This window comes from Streptomyces sp. NPDC006923, assembly GCF_040635655.1.
Lineage (GTDB): Bacteria > Actinomycetota > Actinomycetes > Streptomycetales > Streptomycetaceae > Streptomyces.
Window position 1 is genome coordinate 217,282 of the sequence record NZ_JBEYIF010000004.1, and the last position, 15,378, is coordinate 232,659.

Sequence of the window (15,378 nt, forward strand, 5' to 3'; positions counted from 1 at the left end):
GTACCGGGGACAGGGACTGTCTCGTATCGCTCACGCGGCGGCAGCCCCGTCATGAGCCGGCAGGTCATGGACCGGCCGCAGCGCCCACCAGGCGGCCGGCCCGAGCACCACGGCCGTCAGCACGGTCGAGGGGCCGCCGATGTCTCCGTAACTGAAGCTGACGAGCTGCCAGACGAGCAGCCCGGCGGCGGCGAGCGCGCAGTCGGAGCCGGCGCGTGCGCGGCGCGCGCCGGGCAGCCCGCGCAGCGCCAGGACGAGGAGCGCGGCCCAGCTCCCCGCCAGGGCGACGACGCCCAGCAGACCCTGTTCGCTCAGCACGAGGAGATACATGTTGTGCGGGGAGAGCAGGGGGCGCCGCTGGAACGCCGTCCCGGCGCCCTCGGTGTCGCTGGCGGCGGAGAGCGCCAGCGAGGCGTGGCTGTCGCGGTGTGCGGGGAAGCCCTTCAGGCCGACCCCGGTGACCGGTTCCTGCCGCCACATGCCGGCCGCCGCGGCCCACATCGTGTACCGGTCGGTGACGGACTGGTCGGGCGCGTCGGCGACCTGGGTGATGCTGTCGAGCCGCTGGGTGACCATCTGCGAGCCGACGCCGAGGCCGCAGACGAGTACGACGCCGAGCGCCCCGGTGGCGAGCGCGATCCGGACGGCCCGGCGTGCTCCGGCGGCGAGAAGCTGGAACACCAGCGCCACGGCCGTCGCGATCCAGGCGCCGCGGCTGAAGGACAGCACGAGCGGGACGAACAGCAGGACGGCGCAGACCAGCGCGGCGGCGCGCCACGGGCGCCGGGTGCCGCGGCCGGCGCCGAGGGCGAATCCGACGGCGATGACCAGTCCGTACGAGACGGCGGTGGCCATGCCCATCACATCGGTGGCCCCGAAGGTGCCGACCGCGCGGACCTTCTCCCCCATGTACGAGGCGCCGGTGCCGGTCAGATACTGCGTGACGCCCACCGCGCCCTGCACCAGCGCGAGGACGACCACGGACCCGGCGACCAGCCGGAAGTCCCAGCGGTCGCGGATGAGGAGCAGCAGCGCGGCCGGCACCAGTACGAAGATCTGCAGATAGCGCACCGTCCCGGGCAGGACGGACACCGTGTCGTGCGAGGTGATCGCCGCGACGGCCACACCGAGCACGGGGAGGCCGAGGACCAGCGCGGCGGTCCGGGTCAGCGGGCGGGACCGTTCGCGCAGGACGCGGACGAGACAGTGCAGGACGAGCAGCGCGGACGCGATGTCCGCCGCGGTGCCCGATCCGGCGGACCCGCCGCCGGCCGGCGCCGACGGCAGGACCAGCAGCGCGACGACCGCGACGGCGGGCAGCAGGGGCGCCGCGCGGCGCAGTGCGGCCGGCCACCGTCCGGGCGCGTGCGGCCGTCCCGGCGCGCAGGGCCGCCGGACGGCCGGGAGCACCAGGTCCGTCGTGCCGGCGGCCATCAGCTTCCCGCCGGACGGACGAGGGACACGGCGGTGCGCAGCAGGATGCAGACGTCCTGCCAGAGCGACCAGTGGTCGATGTAGTGGTTGTCGAAGCGCGAGCGGTCCTCGATGGAGGTGTCACCGCGCAGTCCGTGGATCTGCGCGAGGCCCGTGATGCCGACGGGCATCCGGTGTCTGGCGGCGTAGCCGGGATGGGTCTTGCTGAAGTTGGCGACGAAGAAGGGGCGTTCCGGCCGGGGGCCGACCAGGCTCATGTCGCCGCGCAGTACGTTCCAGAGCTGCGGCAGCTCGTCCATCGACGTACGGCGCAGGAAGGTGCCGACCGGGCTCATCCGGCGGTCGTTGACGACGCTCCAGCGGGTGGCGGACTCGTGTTCGTCGGCCGGGCGCAGCGTGCGGAACTTCAGCAGGGTGAAGGGGCGGCCGTCCTGGCCGACGCGTTCCTGGCGGAACAGCACTCCGCGGCCGTCGCACAGCCGGACCGCGAGGGCGCAGCTCAGCAGCACCGGGGAGACGGCCAGCAGGGCCGGGCCCGCCATCAGCACGTCCAGCAGGCGCTTGGCGAGGGTGCCACGCGGGCGTACGTCCGCCGGATCGAGGCGGCGGTAGCCGAATCCCCAGAGGTGCCGCGCCATCTCGACGGGCGCGGCCGGGTCGGCCCAGGGGACGTCACCGGTGAGCCAGGTGGCGCAGCCGTATTCGTGGAACAGCGCCACGAGGGCCGACCGGTCGGCGCCGTCACCCGGATCGGTGAACACCGCTTCCTGGACGCCGTTCTGGATGACGGCGCGGTGGATCTCCTCGGCGGTGGTCAGCACCGGCAGGCCGCGGCCGTCCTTCCCCCCGCCGTCCCGGCCGCCGGGCGTGTGCGTGCCGTCGTCCTGGGCGGGCGCGGCGAGGGAGGCGATGCCGACCGGCCGCAGGCCGTACTCCGGATGCTGGGCCAGCAGCGCGGTCATCCGCCGCGCCGCGTGGCCCGTACCGACGACCAGGGCGGACCGGGGCCGGTCGCGCGCCGCCGCGCGCCGGCGGCCGTGGACGAGCGAGCGGCAGCAGCACGCCACGGCGGTCTGGGCGGCGACGCCGCCGAGGAGCGCCGGGAAGCCCAGGGCGTCGTCGGGGAAGAGCGCGGCGAGGACGGCCGAGGTCACGCACCACGCCACCGCGATCCGCGCGCCGAGCGCGGGCAGTTGGTCCAGCCCGGACAGGACGGTGCCGGGGCGGTACAGACCCGCGTGCGCGTTGAGCACGGTCACCCAGACGACGAGCTGGACGACGAGGAAGGCGTCGGCCTGTTCGTCGTTCAGGACGGTGGTGGACAGCAGGGCCGCGAGCACGTCTCCCGCGAGCAGTGGCAGGCCGAAGCGCAGCGGGGCACTCGCCGGGCGGTGCGGTGGCGGCGCCGCCCGGTCGGAGGTGTCCCGGGGATGGCCGATCGACACCCGCCTGACGGGCTCCCCGACCGTCCGCGCGTGCCCGTACGGCGGAGGGACGCTGGTGCTTTCCGTGCTCACTGGGCGATCGGCTCCCTGCGCTCGGGGCGCGGCACAGCGGCGACCTCGCGGTACACGTCCGCGATGGCACGCGCGGTCTGCCGCACGTCGTAGGTGCTCAGTACGTGTTGGCGGCCCTGGTGGCCAATGGCCTCGCGCAGCCGCCCGTCGCGGAGCAGGGCGCTCACGGCGGCGGCCAGCGCGGGCGGGTCCTCGGGCGGGGTGAGGCAGAGGGTCTCGCTGCCGGGCGGCAGGCTCTCCCGCGCGCCGTCGACATCGGTGACCACGACCGCGCGGCCGCTCGCCATGGCCTCCAGCGGGGCCACCGCCATGCCCTCCCAGCGGGACGGCAGGACCACGAGGTCGGCCGCGCGGTACCAGGGCGCGGTGTCCGCCACGGCTCCGGCGAAGAGCACGGAGGGCGGCGCCGTACCGCGCAGCGCCGCCGCGTCGGGGCCGTCGCCGAGCAGCACCAGCCGGGCCTGCGGAAGCTGCCGTACGACCGGTTGCCAGGCCCGCAGCAGGATGTCCTGTCCCTTCTGTCTGCACAGCCGGCCGACGCACACCACGACGGGGGCTCTGGGCGGCAGCTCCGCCAGCAGCGGCAGGCCGGCCCGGGCGGCGGTGATGTCGGCGGCGAGCGGGTCGCCGGAGCCCGACCGGCCGGGCCCGGCACCGAACCGGCCGATGTCGACGCCGTTGTGGACGACGGACCAGGAGGCGTCGATACCGGCCCGTTCGCCGGTGCGCCGCTCGGCGTCGCTGACGCAGACGACCCGGTCGGTCCAGCGGACCGCCCACCGCTCCCAGTGCCTGGCCAGCCGGGCGGTGACGCCGCCGACCGCCTCGAACGACCAGGCGTGCGGCTGGAAGACGGTCGGCACCCGGCCCCGGACGGCCAGCCGGCCGGCCAGACCCGCCTTGGCGCTGTGGGCGTGGATCAGGTCGGGACGGATCCGGTCGACCAGCCGGGCGACCTGCCGGACTTCCCCGAGAAGTCCGGGCCCGGGGGCGCGGGTCGCCTTCCATACGTGGACCTCGGCGCCGCGGCCTGCCGCCGCCCGGGCGAGCGGCCCGTCCTCGGGGCACGCGACGGCGACCCGTACCCCGGCCGCCACCTGGGCCCCGACCAGGTCCGTGACGACCCGGGCCACTCCGCCGTCGACCGGCTGGACGAGGTGGAGCGCCGTGACACCGACCACTGAATTCCGCATACCGGCTCTCCCGCCCTGACGATCAAACCAAGACGGGACATTTACAGAGGCCGAAGTGAAAATCACGTTAGACGCGCTGAAACGTGCTCAAACGATAAAAGGATTCACGTACTCGGGCGTGGATGACGCAGTCGGGTGATCGGTTCCAACCACTCCCGGGAAAAGTCTCACTCATTCGGCCGCGGAACCAATGATCGCCGACGGCGTTGATGCATGAGTCGGGCAATCGCGCTCGGCGCGCTTATGCAGTCCATTACCGAGGAGCCCTTCCCCATGTCGCGTATCGCCAAGGCTGTTGTTCTGTCCACCGCGGCCGTCGCCGCCGTCGCCGGCGCCTCCGGCGTCGCTGTTGCCGACAGTGGCGCCAAGGCCGCGGCCGTCGGTTCCCCGGGCGTTCTTTCCGGCAACATTGTCCAGATCCCCGTCCATGTTCCGGTGAACCTCTGCGGCAACACCGTTGACGCTGTCGGCCTGCTCAACCCGGCCTTCGGAAACGCCTGCGTCAACAACTGACCCTCCTCGCCCGTCGGCGACGCCGCGCGTCGGAGCCGCTCCGCCCCGTGGGGGCGGGGCGGCTCCGACGCTGTCCGGACACGGGCACGCGGCCCTGCCGAGCCGGGGAGAGGACGCCCCGCCTTCCGTCCGCCCCGACCCGCCGACGGCCGGCCCCCCTTCATTCGGACGGGCCGCCCAGAATTCCCCACTCACGGAGTTTCCGCCGCGCCCGGGAATCGTTAACGGTGAAGAGGCGACGCGAGGGAAACCTCAAGAGGCCCCTGTGCGGCGAGAGTTGCCTCGCAATAGACACGCCAAAAGAAGGATTCGACAATGAAGCCCATGAAGGTTGCCGCTGTGGTCGCCGGTTCCATGATGGCGCTGGGTGCCGCCACTCCGGCATTCGCGGCCGACACCCTGACCCCCACGAGCCTGAACGGCGGCCTCGACACCCTGGCCGGCCACGGGCTGCGCGAGGCCAAGCCGCTGAGCACCACCGCGCTGGACGCCGGGAAGGAAGGCTCTCTCGTCCACGCGGTGAAGGGCGCCACGGACGGGCTGAACACTTCCCAGAAGGGCAAGCTGCTCGGTGGGATTCCGCTCGGCAAGTAGTTCCCGGCCGGGCGGACCACCGAATCGCTTCCCGAGCGGCTGTGTGGAGTTGGGGCTCCGTACAGCCGCTCCGTCGCGCCCGGGGCCCTGGGGGCCGACCGGCCCTTCCGGTCTCAGCTGATCCAGAAATCCCACCAGCGGATCAGGATGAGAATCCCGATGCCACCGGTCCACAGCACCGGCGGCACCCAGGGGAACTCCCCCAGCGCACCGCGAAGAACCGCCGGCGCGGGCAGGAAGCCGCGCTCGATGTTGTGGACGGTGACATAACAGAACATCACAATGGTGGCGACCCAGGCCAGACAGCACCACAGGCACAGCGAATTGATGTGGTACAGCGACTGGTACTGCAGCCAGGCGCAGAATCCGACACCGAAGAGCATGCCGGCGTTCAGCCCCAGCCAGAACCAGCGCCGATAGCGCGCGCCGGCCAGCAGACCCACCCCGGCGCAGACGACGACCGCGTAGGCCACCAGCCCCAGCATCGGATTCGGAAAGCCGAAGACCGACGCCTGGTCGCTCTTCATGATGTTCCCGCAGGAGACCACCGGATTCATGCTGCACGCGGGGGTGAAGCCGGGATCCTCCAGCAGCCTGAACTTGTCGAAGGTGATCACCCACGAGGCCAGCAGCCCGGCCGCGCCCGTGATCACCAGCAACAGCGCGAGCAGCCGCCCGCCGCTCCCCTCACCGCTGACGCCGTCCGTCTTCTCGCCGGCCACCGCGTTCTCGGCCAATGCCGTCGCCATGATGTCTGCTCCGTTTTCTTTCGCTGGACGGGGAGAACTGGGAAGCGCCGTGGACCGGAGAGATCCGGGGGGGTCGGGCACCGCGCAAGCCGGATGAACCACCCGGTCGAAGAGGCGTTTCAACCGTCCCTCGCCGTGGACCGCCCAGAGTGACCCCCGAGTCGGCAACGGCGTTTCCCCGGGCATGAACTCCGCCCGCGCGTCCCGCTGGGAGCGCTTTCCGGCGCCGCCCGAATTCCGCACCGAATCCGCTCTTCCGGTCACACCGACGCCGATCTACTGCGCTCTGGTACGGGAATGGTGTGCGGCCGGGCGCGCGGTGCCCGTGGACAGCGAGGGCCCGGCCACAACAGCGCAGGAGACCAGACGCGACCGCGGATTCACCCGGCGGCCCGTATCCGCCACGGGTCCATGACCCGGCGGTGCGCCGAACGCCTCAGCCACGCAGACTGCTGACCGGCACCAGACAGTGGGCGGCGGTGGAGAGAACGGTCTCGTCACCGGCGAACGCGCGCAGCCGCTCCGCACTGACCGGCATACCGGGTCCACCCTCGAACCAGGGCCGGGTCGCGACCAGGAAATAGATCCGGCCGGCCCGCCGCGCGTCCTGTTCCCATTCCGGAGGGACGGGGCACTGCACGTTCAGATACGGCATGGTCAGTACCGCCTGCCCCGCCTCCACCAGCAGGGTGATCGGCAAGCTCGGCCGCTGCGCCACATCGACCACATCGCCACCGGGGTGCAGCCCGATTCCTTCGAGGACCGCACGCATCGCCCGTTCACCGGCCGCCGGCCCCTCCCGGCCGTCACCAAGTGAATAGGCGAGCAGAAAAGGCGCGTTCCGTTGGCCGCTGGAGGGATCGCTGGTCCAGGGAATCACCGAGAGCGTGCCCAGCAGGGGTGCGTACTGGACGCTTCCCGCCGCGGTGTTGAGAGAGGTCATATTCCGGCACAGTAGCCGCCCATCAGGAATGCCTGTGAGTCCGCATCACCCGAATGGGTTAGCCCACAGGACTACTCGTCGCGCATTGCCGGCCTTTCGTTCCCCGGTGCCGATCCGCTCGCAGTCCACAGATCGGCTCATCAGCAGATCTGCGAAGCTGAGTGCGAAATCGAATCCGCGCGTCAACGCCGGACATATGACATCACCCGGTCGAGGATGGGAATGGCCCCCTGACCCATGGGCGCCCTGGTCATTCGCATCCCCGGGAGAAATCGACATGACGGCATTCGCGGAACAGGCGGTACGGGACGGGCAACAGCCGGGAAGACCTGATCTCGGAGATCCGTCGTTCTGGCAACTGCCTCATACGGACCGCGTACGGGCGTTCGCCCAGCTTCGCCGTTTCGGCCGGCCGCAGTACTTCGTCGAACGTCCCAGCAGCTTCTGGCGACCGGAGAAGGGCTTCCACGCGCTCGTCAGTCACGCCGATGTGGTGGAGGCGAGCCGTAATCCCCAGGTGTTCGCGAGCGCGCCGGGCGCGACCACCCCGGAACCGCCCCGCTGGGCGCGCGCCCTGTTCGGCGATTCGCTCGTCAATCTGGACGCCCCGCACCACACCCAGCTCCGCCGGATCGTCTCCCAGGCGTTCACACCGCGCATCCTCGGGCGCACCGAGGCGGACATCCGCGCGGTGGCGGCCCGTATCGTCGACGACGTACTCAGCGACCGGCCCAAGGACTTCGTCTCCACGGTGGCCTCGCGCATGCCGTTCGAAGTCATCTGCAATCTGATGGGGATCCCCGGACAGCAGCGGCCGGCGATCCTCGCCCAGGTCAACCGGGCCTCCGGCGACACCGGCGTCGCACGCGCGGCCCGCAGCCGGCTCCGGATGCCGGGAAAGGGCCTGCGCGCCCTGGCGTCCATGCAGGGAATGGTCGCGGACCTCGGCCGGGAGCGCCGTAGGAATCCCACGGACGACCTCGTCTCGGCGCTGGTGAGCGCGGACATCGACGGCCAAGCGCTGACCGGGCGCCAGCTCGGCGCGTTCTTCTCCCTGCTGATGGTCGCCGGTGTGGAGACCACCCGGAACGCCATCGCCCACGGCCTGGACCTGCTGACCCGCCATCCGGCCCAGCGCGCACTGCTGACCGGCGATTTCGACCGCTTCGCGGACGGCGCGATGGACGAGATCGTGCGCCACTCCACCCCGATCATCCAGTTCCGCCGCACCGTCACCAGGGACCACCGGATGAGCGGCCAGGATTTCCGCCGCGGCGACAAGGTCGTCCTCTTCTACGCGTCGGCCAACCGCGACGAGACCGTCTTCACGGACCCGGACGCCTTCGACATCACGCGCACACCCAACCCGCACCTGGGCTTCGGCGGCGGCGGCCCGCACTACTGCCTGGGCACCTATCTGGCCAAGCAGGAGATGAAGGCGCTGTTCCGCGAGCTGCTCACCAGAATCCCCGATCTGCGCACCACTGGAGCCCCGGTCCTGGTCCCGTCGAACTTCGACAACCGCGTCCGCTCGATGCCCTGCGCGTACGCCAGGCCGTGAGGACCGGGGTCGCCCGTCCCCTACGCGAGGGCCGGTCCCGGATGCCGGGCCGCGGGGGCCCGGCATCCGGGACGCCGCTGTACGGGATCCCGGCCGGCGGGCGGCACGCGCCGGGATCCCGGGCGCGTGCGGGTCAGAACTCCTGCACGACATACGGCTCGACGGTCATCCAGCCGTTGCCTGCCGCACCGTCGCGCCGCCCGGAGTCGCTCTGGGCCGGCGTGTACCAGGAGTCCACGTAGTCCGGGTCGTCGGTCCACCACGAGGTGGGGATGGCCGCCGGCAGGGCGTCGGCGAGGGGTCGGTAGGCGCGGAGCACGTTCTCACTCCACCGGTGGCGGGTCACCGCCGGAGCGGTGGATTACGGGTGCGAAGGCGGAGCCGCCGCACACGGGGGCGAAGACGCCACAGCGATGCCCGCTCCCCGTCACGGGCCTGGCCGGGCGAACGGTAGCTCCTGCGGCTACGATCACAACGGCCCCTCGAATAAGGCAACTTGCCGGTGCGAAGCGCACATCACGGCCAACAGCTGTGAGGGCAACGACGCGTACTGGACATACCGTTACGACTCAGACGACTCCGACAACGCGGTGAGCGTGCATGCCAGGCGTCGCGAGCCAGGCGGGACTTTCGAAACACGCCCCAGGCCGGGCCCTACCAGGCGCGGAGGGGGCGCGGCCGGAGGTCAACAGGTGTCACCGCCGCAGGCCCCCAAACCCCATGCTCCCGGTCAGACAATGACCGTCCGACCGGGATCTCATGAGCAGTTCACAGGTGTGTCTGGTTGTCAGTGGCGGCTGCGACCATCCGCTCATGACTGTGACACGCGTGGGTCGGTCCTGGCAGCGCATAGAAACCTGGCTGGCTGAGCACGCGCCGCGTACGTTTGAGTCGCTGCGACCGCCCGCCTCGGCGGACACCATCTCCGCGGCGGCGGACGAATTGGGGATGGAGTTCCCCGCTGACCTGATCGAGTCTCTGGGCTATCACGACGGCGTCTCTCCGGGGGAGGGTCTCTTCAAAGCCCCTGGGGGCGCGGAGCTGTTGGGTGTCGACGGCATTCTGCGGCACGGCCGGATGTACCAGCGGCCGTGGAACAAGGACAGCAAGGATCGTCCGGACGAGACGTACTGGCATCCGAAATTTCTGATGTTCGCAGAGAACATTCCACCGAGTGGGTTGGTCCTCGACTGCCGGGAGGGTGTCACTTTCGGCGCGGTAGGCAGCCACGTCGAGGGATTGGGGACGAGTTTCAGACGGTGGTCTTCGCTGGCAGCCTTTCTGCATGAGCTCGCGGACGGCCTCGAACAGGGGCTTGCGATGGCTTGGGGGCGGAAGTTCGTACCCATCATCTGGCAGGAGACTCTGCTCTGGGAGGAAGAACCCGCGCCGCTACCGGTCCCCCGGTCGCTGCGGGATCTCGCGGCGACTGTCCCCGCCCCCGCCGCCCCCGAATGGGATCATGACCGTTTCCCCGTGGTCTCGGAGGAGGGATGGGCTGGAGAGTACGGCACGTTCTGCCTCACTTTCGCTCGGGGCCTGGACGAGTCGGAACTCCTGCGCCGCTTCGGAGCTCTGGCCGACACCCACCGCCCGCGCTCCCGCAAACAGGCGCTGGACAGCGCCGAGAGCTGGACGACCGGTTTTCTCCCGGTGGTACGGGCCGGGCGCAGCGGCCAGTGGGCATTCGGAATCGAGGAAGGGCACCAGGAGGGCAATCGAAGCGAGCTTCTGCGCCGTCTGTCCAGAGGCACTCAAGCGGTATGCCTGCTGTTCTCCGGCCCCACCAGGATGTCCTTCTACGACGACGGGGAACTCGTCACCGTCTATGACACCTGGCGTGCCTATCAGCTGCCGGGTGAGAGAGATCCTTTTGACATCTTTCCCGGGCTGCCCGCGCACGGCCGGGGCGCCGGACGGCGCCTCGCGGACGGGCGGACCTTGCTGGGCGCCGGGGAGCGGCCGACTGAGCGAACGATCCTGCGTCAGCGGGCAACTCTCCAGAGTGTGTGCCACGTCGTCTCCGATTACTTCGGAATCGACCTGCCTCCGGGCGCGCTGACCGGCGAGCTGGCCAGTGCCCAGGTGCTGCCCGTGCTGCCAGGGACAGATGGGCGATACCGTCCGCCGACCGTGCTCGCCGAGCACATCGTCGCGGCCCCGGAGTCCCGCCTGCGCACCGCGCTGGCCACTCAAATGGCCAGCCTGGCAACCGAGACCGGCCTCGACGCCTATCCCGAGGTCATCGAAGCGCTGTCTCGAACGGGGCAGGGCGAACCCCAGGGAGTCGATGACGACTCGCCCCTCGGCGTTCGGCTGCGCACCGTCTTCGCGGATGCCGCGGCAGCGCAGCGCTTCCCTCAGGACAAAGACCGCCGGATTCTTCTCGACCACAGTGAGAGCCAGGCGTGGCAGCAGCGCGCCGCTGCGGCGGGCGTGTTGATCGACGTACTCTCCCTGCCGGCCCGAGAGGCCGTGGGCAGCGTCCTCCACCAGCGGCTGAACCCCCACTGGAGGGCGGAGTTCATGGCCCAGCTCGGCGCGTGACGCCCCGCAGCGGCGGCCAGTCCGGCACGCAAGAAGCCGTGGTTGATGTACTTCGATGCTTCTGACACGGCTGCCGTACGACACCTGAGAGCCCCTGCCGGATGGCTTAGGTTCCGGTAGGGGCTCTGAGCTGCGGTGGGCTGTTCACGAGTAGGCCTGACCAGCGAGGACCCATAGCCCCTCGAGATCGCTTCCCGGCAGGTGGGCAGCTCGCCCGCAATAGCCGATCACGCATAGCTGACAAAACATTGCCGCCGGAGCGAGTGTTCGGCAGCACGCAGGTACAGCGCCGTGTAGTACGCGGCGTCCGAATCCTCGGTCCAGGGGCCGGGGTGGCTCACGGCGGCCTCGGCCATGGCCGGACTGTCGAACCAGTCGCCGAGGTCGAGGTTGCAAAATCCACGGGCCTTTGCGGGCACCCGCGACCCGCATATCCCTGTCGCCTACGTCCAGACACCGGTCACAGCGAAACCGAAGAGCACCTGCAAGGCGACCCTCGACTTCTACGCCGACCACAAGGGACTGGACCTTCCGGGACTGCCCGGGGCCGTCCGTCGTCACGTCCATGCCCATGGCACCGTCAAAATGCGGGCCTCAGCATGTTCCCCAGATCCTGCCCCCCGACTGGCCGAAGAAATCCGGGGTGAACTCTCGCTCTCCCCCGCCGACCGCAACGACCTCGCAGTCTGCCGACTCGCGCAAACAATGCATGGAGGATCACTGGGCGATGCCGCCTACTTCCTTGGCCGGCCCACCTACATATCGCGGGGATACCGCTTCGCCCAGCACGGAGCACTGGTCCTCCGCGCCGCCAAGGGGAAGGGGCTCGGCTGGCTCGACAAGACTCTCCTCAATATCCCCGACCGGCTCCACGAAATAGGACTTATCGACTACCGGCGCCGCCGGGAGACACTCCAAGACTGGCTGATCCCGAAGCTGATCTTGACCACCATGACGAGCAAGATCCTCAGCCAGAAGCGCAGGTTCTCACCCGCCAAGCACGAATTGTTCACGCCTGAAGCCGAGCGCATCCTCGACTCAGTGGCGATCTGGACATTCGTGACACATGGGCGAAAGACTCTCGCTCCTCAGATGAAGAAGTACACGTCAGAAAAAACAGCGACACCAACATCCCACCTGGAGCACCTCACCCGCGACGAACACGGCCACCACGACCTTCTACAGGCATACTCAGAGGACCTTGCGCACCAGATCGACCAGGGGCCCAGGCCCAGTATGACTGAGCACTTCACTTGGCGGGTTGACGGTGCTGAGAGCTTCAGCCGGCAGGCTGTCGTGGCAGGCGACACCTGATTGGTTGGAACTAGTCGATGACAGCCAACGCGAACGCACCGGGCGGTCAGGTCCTCATGTTCGGGGTCCCGCGGACTGCGTACGCCGGCAGGAGTCCTTCCTCCAGGCAGGCGGGCGGAAACGACAACCCGAAGCGCCGCTCTACGACGCCCAACGTGCGCCGGTAGGTGACCCTGAAGTCCTCGTAATCACCATCGGGATTCCTGGGAGCGAGGAGCGTCTCCCCGTCGGGGCCGAGTACCTGTCCGGCAATGAGGTCGGCAACCAGCAGATCGGGCTCCTTGCCATAGCGCCGATTCTCTTCGGCCAGTCCGAAACTGCACAAGACCACGCCGTCGCGGGCGTAGTCCACGGTGGCCGGCGGGTGCTCTTGGATCGGCACGTAGCGGACGGCCTCAACTCCGTGGCGGGAGATCTCCGCCAGCAGGTCCCCGCCGGTCGAGTCTCCGTACTCCACGGCAAAGGACCAGCCTGCGCACTCACCGACCCGCACGACACCATCCCCGTCGTCGCCCGGCCGGTACATTTCCATGTCCAGGCCCCACGCCTGGGCGTTGGTAATCGGCTCACTTGCTCCGTCCGGGTCCGCCCCCATGCGCAACGCGAGCTCCTGGGCAGAAATCCCCCGTGCGAACAGCACGCTGGACATCCATTTTTCCAGGTCGACCAGCCATTGAATCCCGTCGCTCACGCGCTCCTCCCCTTGCTGTCCGTCAGTGATCTAACTGCTGTCGACACCATAGGCAGACCCACTGACAACCAAACGGCGTCAACTTCCCTGAGCGCGTGCAGTATCGGGCCTGCTCGGCAAGCTCCAATGGTGCTGTCCATCTCGACCAGTCACAGCTGCCCACCAACTGAAGGGCTCAGCCTCGCCCACTCAAGCGCTGGCTCGCCAGAAGAAGCCCTCAGCCACACCCAGTGACAGGTATCGCGCCCAGGTGACAACTATTTCGCCCAGTCACAGGAAGGCGGTCTGACCATCTTTCACTGCGTCAGCTGTCAGTAGCTCCTGACACCCCTGCCCAGAAGCGAGCTGCCGCGGATCTGCCAGAAGCCCATGATCACCGTCCGCCCCGGTGACCTTGGCAAGCTCGACAAGTTCCGCCAGAACCGGCACCCCCTCCACCCCACCTGGTAGGACGCCTACCGTCCCGAGCGAGCGACCATCGCAGACCATCCCGCTCGCGCTGATGATCTGCCGCATCAACCTGCATATCGTCTTCACCTGGCAGCAGACCACCGGAGCCCGAGCGACCGCGACCACTCATGAAGTCGCCCCCATCGCCGGACCTGTCGCACGGCCACCCGACACGGTCGACCTGCCTCCACCCAACGATCCGGAAATCCGCACGACCACCTGAGACCTCAGCACCAAAAGCGGGGTTCACGCACGCCCGTCGACGGTCCCAGAACGCCCCACGCATCCGGACCACGCCGAAACTTCAGGCCGACGACCGCCAGGCAACCGCCTCCGACGCGGAACCCGTTCGGACAACTCCACGAACGGACCCCGGAAACGCCAAGATCCCGCCCGATCAACCAGATCGGACGGGATCTCGTGAACTCTTCCAGAGCGAACTCAAGAACAGTCGTGCGGTGGACCTGAGGGGATTTGAACCCCTGACCCCCTCGATGCGAACGAGGTGCGCTACCAGTCTGCGCCACAGGCCCTTGCAACGAGTGAAACTTTAGCACCCCGGCCGCCGTGCTCGGAAATCCGTTGGCGGCTGGTCACGGGCGAGCTTTGGCCTGGTCGTCGCTCACTCGTTGGCCGCGCGGGGCCGGTCGCCCTCGTCGTACTGGTCGAAGAGCGGGGTCTTGCCCCGGTCACGGCCGCGGCGGGGCGGAGGCGTGCGCTGGGGCGGCGGGGGTTCGGCGGCCGGTTCGGCGGCGGAGGAGCGGGCCGCGCTCCAGGTCTCCGGGTCGCTGACGTCGACACCGCTGGTGGCACGGGGCGCGACCGGCGCGGTGACATACGTCGGGAGCGGCACCGGGACCGGGTCCCAGCTGTCGCCCGACGCGGGGCCCCGGTCGCGCTGCTGGTCCACCCACTCCGCGTGGTCGGTCTGCTCCACAAGGGCGCGGCGGCCCGCCTCCTGCGGGGAGACGGTGGGCTCCGGCTCCGGCTCGGGGCTGGTCTCCGGCTCCTCGTCCGGTGTCCCGGCCGCCGCCGTGGACGGCTGGTGGCGGCGGGGACGGTTCTCGCGGAGGCGCTGCGCGGCGGCCTCGGCCCTGCGCCGGTCCATGGTGAAGGCGAAGCGGCGCCTCTCCTGGCCGCGCAGATGCACGATGTACGCGCTGAGCAGGACGGCCGGAACAGCCGGGGCCCAGAGGAAGCCGAGGCCGCCGACCGCCGCGACGACCGCGCCGAGCGTGAAGGCGAGAAAGAGGACCACGGTCGTACGCCGTCGGCGCGCGAGGACTTGCGAGCGCTGCGCGCGCCGCGCGCGTTCGGCCGCGGCGCTCGACGCCGCTCGCGCCGCGGCGGCCGAGGGGCGCGCGCGCCGTTCGGACGCGGGGCGGGCGCCTGCGGGGCGGGCGCCTGCGGGGCGGGGCACCGAACGGGACGGCGCGGGTCTGGCCGTTCCCGGTCCGGCCGGCTCCGGGACGTCCGCGCGGATGTCCATCCGGGCTTCGGTCAGGGCCGGATGCGCCGCGAAGGCCCGGACGTCGACGGAGCTCATCGACTCCGTGCGCACGCCCGGTTCGGCGTCGGGCCCGGCCTCCTCGGCGGCTCTCCCCTGAAGCTCCTTGGCGTAACGGCGCTCCATGGCCGCCCTTCCGGACAGCAGCCGGATGGCGGTGCTGAAGCGTTCCGTCGGACGTGCCTCATTGAGCTCGTCCTGCCTGCGGAGCCACATCGGCACCAAGTAGGCGGCCCAGGCCCCGACGATGACTGCGTAGATGAGGCCGCTGCTGCTCACGGTTCACACCGTAGAGGTGTTCACGCGAAGGCATCCGCCAATTGAGCCGGTGTGTCGCACGATCCGGCTGATATCAAGGACTTTTT

Annotated in this window: 15 protein-coding genes and 1 tRNA gene; 6 read left to right on the forward strand and 10 right to left on the reverse strand. The window is 69.9% G+C overall.

What is annotated here, in order from left to right; genetic code table 11:
• Nucleotides 1-30: 30 nt before the first annotated feature.
• The 3 genes from ABZ707_RS09405 to ABZ707_RS09415 are packed head-to-tail and all read right to left on the reverse strand — an operon-like array spanning nt 31 to nt 4,144.
• Nucleotides 31-1,434, reverse strand: coding sequence for an O-antigen ligase family protein (locus ABZ707_RS09405; RefSeq protein WP_360170403.1), 1,404 nt, complete (start codon nt 1,432-1,434; stop codon nt 31-33).
• Nucleotides 1,434-2,951: a sugar transferase gene (locus tag ABZ707_RS09410; protein ID WP_360170406.1), complete on the reverse strand. Its 1,518-nt coding sequence runs from the start codon at nt 2,949-2,951 to the stop codon at nt 1,434-1,436. The genes ABZ707_RS09405 and ABZ707_RS09410 overlap by 1 nt, the downstream gene beginning before the upstream one ends.
• Nucleotides 2,948-4,144, reverse strand: a complete 1,197-nt coding sequence (locus tag ABZ707_RS09415; protein WP_360170409.1) for a glycosyltransferase — start codon at nt 4,142-4,144, stop codon at nt 2,948-2,950. Before ABZ707_RS09415 ends, ABZ707_RS09410 begins: the two co-directional genes overlap by 4 nt.
• A gap of 273 nt (nt 4,145-4,417) precedes the next feature.
• Here ABZ707_RS09415 and ABZ707_RS09420 point away from each other — a divergent pair, with 273 nt between their 5' ends.
• Both ABZ707_RS09420 and ABZ707_RS09425 read left to right on the forward strand, forming a co-directional pair.
• Complete coding sequence (locus ABZ707_RS09420) at nt 4,418-4,657, forward strand: chaplin (protein WP_360171306.1); 240 nt, start codon at nt 4,418-4,420, stop codon at nt 4,655-4,657.
• 315 nt (nt 4,658-4,972) lie between these two features.
• Nucleotides 4,973-5,251, forward strand: coding sequence for a hypothetical protein (locus tag ABZ707_RS09425; RefSeq protein ID WP_360170412.1), 279 nt, complete (start codon nt 4,973-4,975; stop codon nt 5,249-5,251).
• Between the two features lie 113 nt (nt 5,252-5,364).
• Here ABZ707_RS09425 and ABZ707_RS09430 read toward each other — a convergent pair whose 3' ends face one another.
• On the reverse strand, nt 5,365-6,000 hold the full coding sequence (locus ABZ707_RS09430; RefSeq protein ID WP_360170415.1) for a vitamin K epoxide reductase family protein: 636 nt from the start codon (nt 5,998-6,000) through the stop codon (nt 5,365-5,367).
• Between the two features lie 436 nt (nt 6,001-6,436).
• Complete coding sequence (locus tag ABZ707_RS09435; RefSeq protein ID WP_360170418.1) at nt 6,437-6,943, reverse strand: DUF5949 family protein; 507 nt, start codon at nt 6,941-6,943, stop codon at nt 6,437-6,439.
• A 277-nt stretch (nt 6,944-7,220) separates the two neighbouring features.
• On the opposite strand from ABZ707_RS09435, the gene ABZ707_RS09440 reads away from it, so the two are divergent.
• Nucleotides 7,221-8,504: a cytochrome P450 gene (locus tag ABZ707_RS09440; RefSeq protein ID WP_360170421.1), complete on the forward strand. Its 1,284-nt coding sequence runs from the start codon at nt 7,221-7,223 to the stop codon at nt 8,502-8,504.
• A 133-nt stretch (nt 8,505-8,637) separates the two neighbouring features.
• Here ABZ707_RS09440 and ABZ707_RS09445 read toward each other — a convergent pair whose 3' ends face one another.
• Nucleotides 8,638-8,823 carry a DUF3103 family protein gene (locus tag ABZ707_RS09445; RefSeq protein WP_360170424.1) on the reverse strand — a complete coding sequence of 62 codons (186 nt, stop codon included), beginning with the start codon at nt 8,821-8,823 and terminating at the stop codon, nt 8,638-8,640.
• A gap of 440 nt (nt 8,824-9,263) precedes the next feature.
• On the opposite strand from ABZ707_RS09445, the gene ABZ707_RS09450 reads away from it, so the two are divergent.
• On the forward strand, nt 9,264-11,051 hold the full coding sequence (locus tag ABZ707_RS09450; protein WP_360170427.1) for an SMI1/KNR4 family protein: 1,788 nt from the start codon (nt 9,264-9,266) through the stop codon (nt 11,049-11,051).
• Between the two features lie 227 nt (nt 11,052-11,278).
• On the opposite strand, the gene ABZ707_RS09455 is transcribed toward ABZ707_RS09450, so the two are convergent.
• Nucleotides 11,279-11,407, reverse strand: a complete 129-nt coding sequence (locus ABZ707_RS09455) for a hypothetical protein (protein ID WP_360170430.1) — start codon at nt 11,405-11,407, stop codon at nt 11,279-11,281.
• On the opposite strand from ABZ707_RS09455, the gene ABZ707_RS09460 reads away from it, so the two are divergent.
• Nucleotides 11,406-12,365: a hypothetical protein gene (locus tag ABZ707_RS09460; RefSeq protein WP_360170433.1), complete on the forward strand. Its 960-nt coding sequence runs from the start codon at nt 11,406-11,408 to the stop codon at nt 12,363-12,365. The genes ABZ707_RS09455 and ABZ707_RS09460 overlap by 2 nt on opposite strands.
• 46 nt (nt 12,366-12,411) lie before the next feature.
• Here the strand turns inward: ABZ707_RS09460 and ABZ707_RS09465 are convergent, their stop codons facing one another.
• A complete protein-coding gene (locus tag ABZ707_RS09465; RefSeq protein WP_360170436.1) occupies nt 12,412-13,056 on the reverse strand; it encodes a hypothetical protein in 645 nt (214 codons plus the stop codon).
• Between the two features lie 502 nt (nt 13,057-13,558).
• On the opposite strand from ABZ707_RS09465, the gene ABZ707_RS09470 reads away from it, so the two are divergent.
• On the forward strand, nt 13,559-13,729 hold the full coding sequence (locus ABZ707_RS09470; protein ID WP_360170439.1) for a hypothetical protein: 171 nt from the start codon (nt 13,559-13,561) through the stop codon (nt 13,727-13,729).
• 236 nt (nt 13,730-13,965) lie between these two features.
• On the opposite strand, the gene ABZ707_RS09475 is transcribed toward ABZ707_RS09470, so the two are convergent.
• Together ABZ707_RS09475 and glpR are read right to left on the reverse strand one after the other, a co-directional pair.
• A tRNA-Ala gene (locus ABZ707_RS09475) sits at nt 13,966-14,039 on the reverse strand.
• 89 nt (nt 14,040-14,128) lie between these two features.
• Nucleotides 14,129-15,292 (reverse strand): gephyrin-like molybdotransferase receptor GlpR, encoded by a 1,164-nt coding sequence (gene glpR, locus ABZ707_RS09480; RefSeq protein ID WP_360170442.1) that lies wholly within the window; start codon nt 15,290-15,292, stop codon nt 14,129-14,131.
• Nucleotides 15,293-15,378: the final 86 nt, after the last annotated feature.

Bases quoted from the DNA above. Each gene is read 5' to 3' on its own strand.
- ABZ707_RS09440 (WP_360170421.1), top strand. From the start codon at position 7,221: ATGACGGCATTCGCGGAACAGGCGGTACGGGACGGGCAACAGCCGGGA.
- ABZ707_RS09430 (WP_360170415.1), bottom strand. From the start codon at position 6,000: ATGGCGACGGCATTGGCCGAGAACGCGGTGGCCGGCGAGAAGACGGAC.
- ABZ707_RS09450 (WP_360170427.1), top strand. From the start codon at position 9,264: ATGAGCAGTTCACAGGTGTGTCTGGTTGTCAGTGGCGGCTGCGACCAT.
- ABZ707_RS09435 (WP_360170418.1), bottom strand. From the start codon at position 6,943: ATGACCTCTCTCAACACCGCGGCGGGAAGCGTCCAGTACGCACCCCTG.
- ABZ707_RS09405 (WP_360170403.1), bottom strand. From the start codon at position 1,434: ATGGCCGCCGGCACGACGGACCTGGTGCTCCCGGCCGTCCGGCGGCCC.
- ABZ707_RS09415 (WP_360170409.1), bottom strand. From the start codon at position 4,144: ATGCGGAATTCAGTGGTCGGTGTCACGGCGCTCCACCTCGTCCAGCCG.
- ABZ707_RS09460 (WP_360170433.1), top strand. From the start codon at position 11,406: ATGGCCGGACTGTCGAACCAGTCGCCGAGGTCGAGGTTGCAAAATCCA.
- ABZ707_RS09455 (WP_360170430.1), bottom strand. From the start codon at position 11,407: ATGGCCGAGGCCGCCGTGAGCCACCCCGGCCCCTGGACCGAGGATTCG.
- ABZ707_RS09425 (WP_360170412.1), top strand. From the start codon at position 4,973: ATGAAGCCCATGAAGGTTGCCGCTGTGGTCGCCGGTTCCATGATGGCG.
- ABZ707_RS09420 (WP_360171306.1), top strand. From the start codon at position 4,418: ATGTCGCGTATCGCCAAGGCTGTTGTTCTGTCCACCGCGGCCGTCGCC.
- ABZ707_RS09470 (WP_360170439.1), top strand. From the start codon at position 13,559: ATGATCTGCCGCATCAACCTGCATATCGTCTTCACCTGGCAGCAGACC.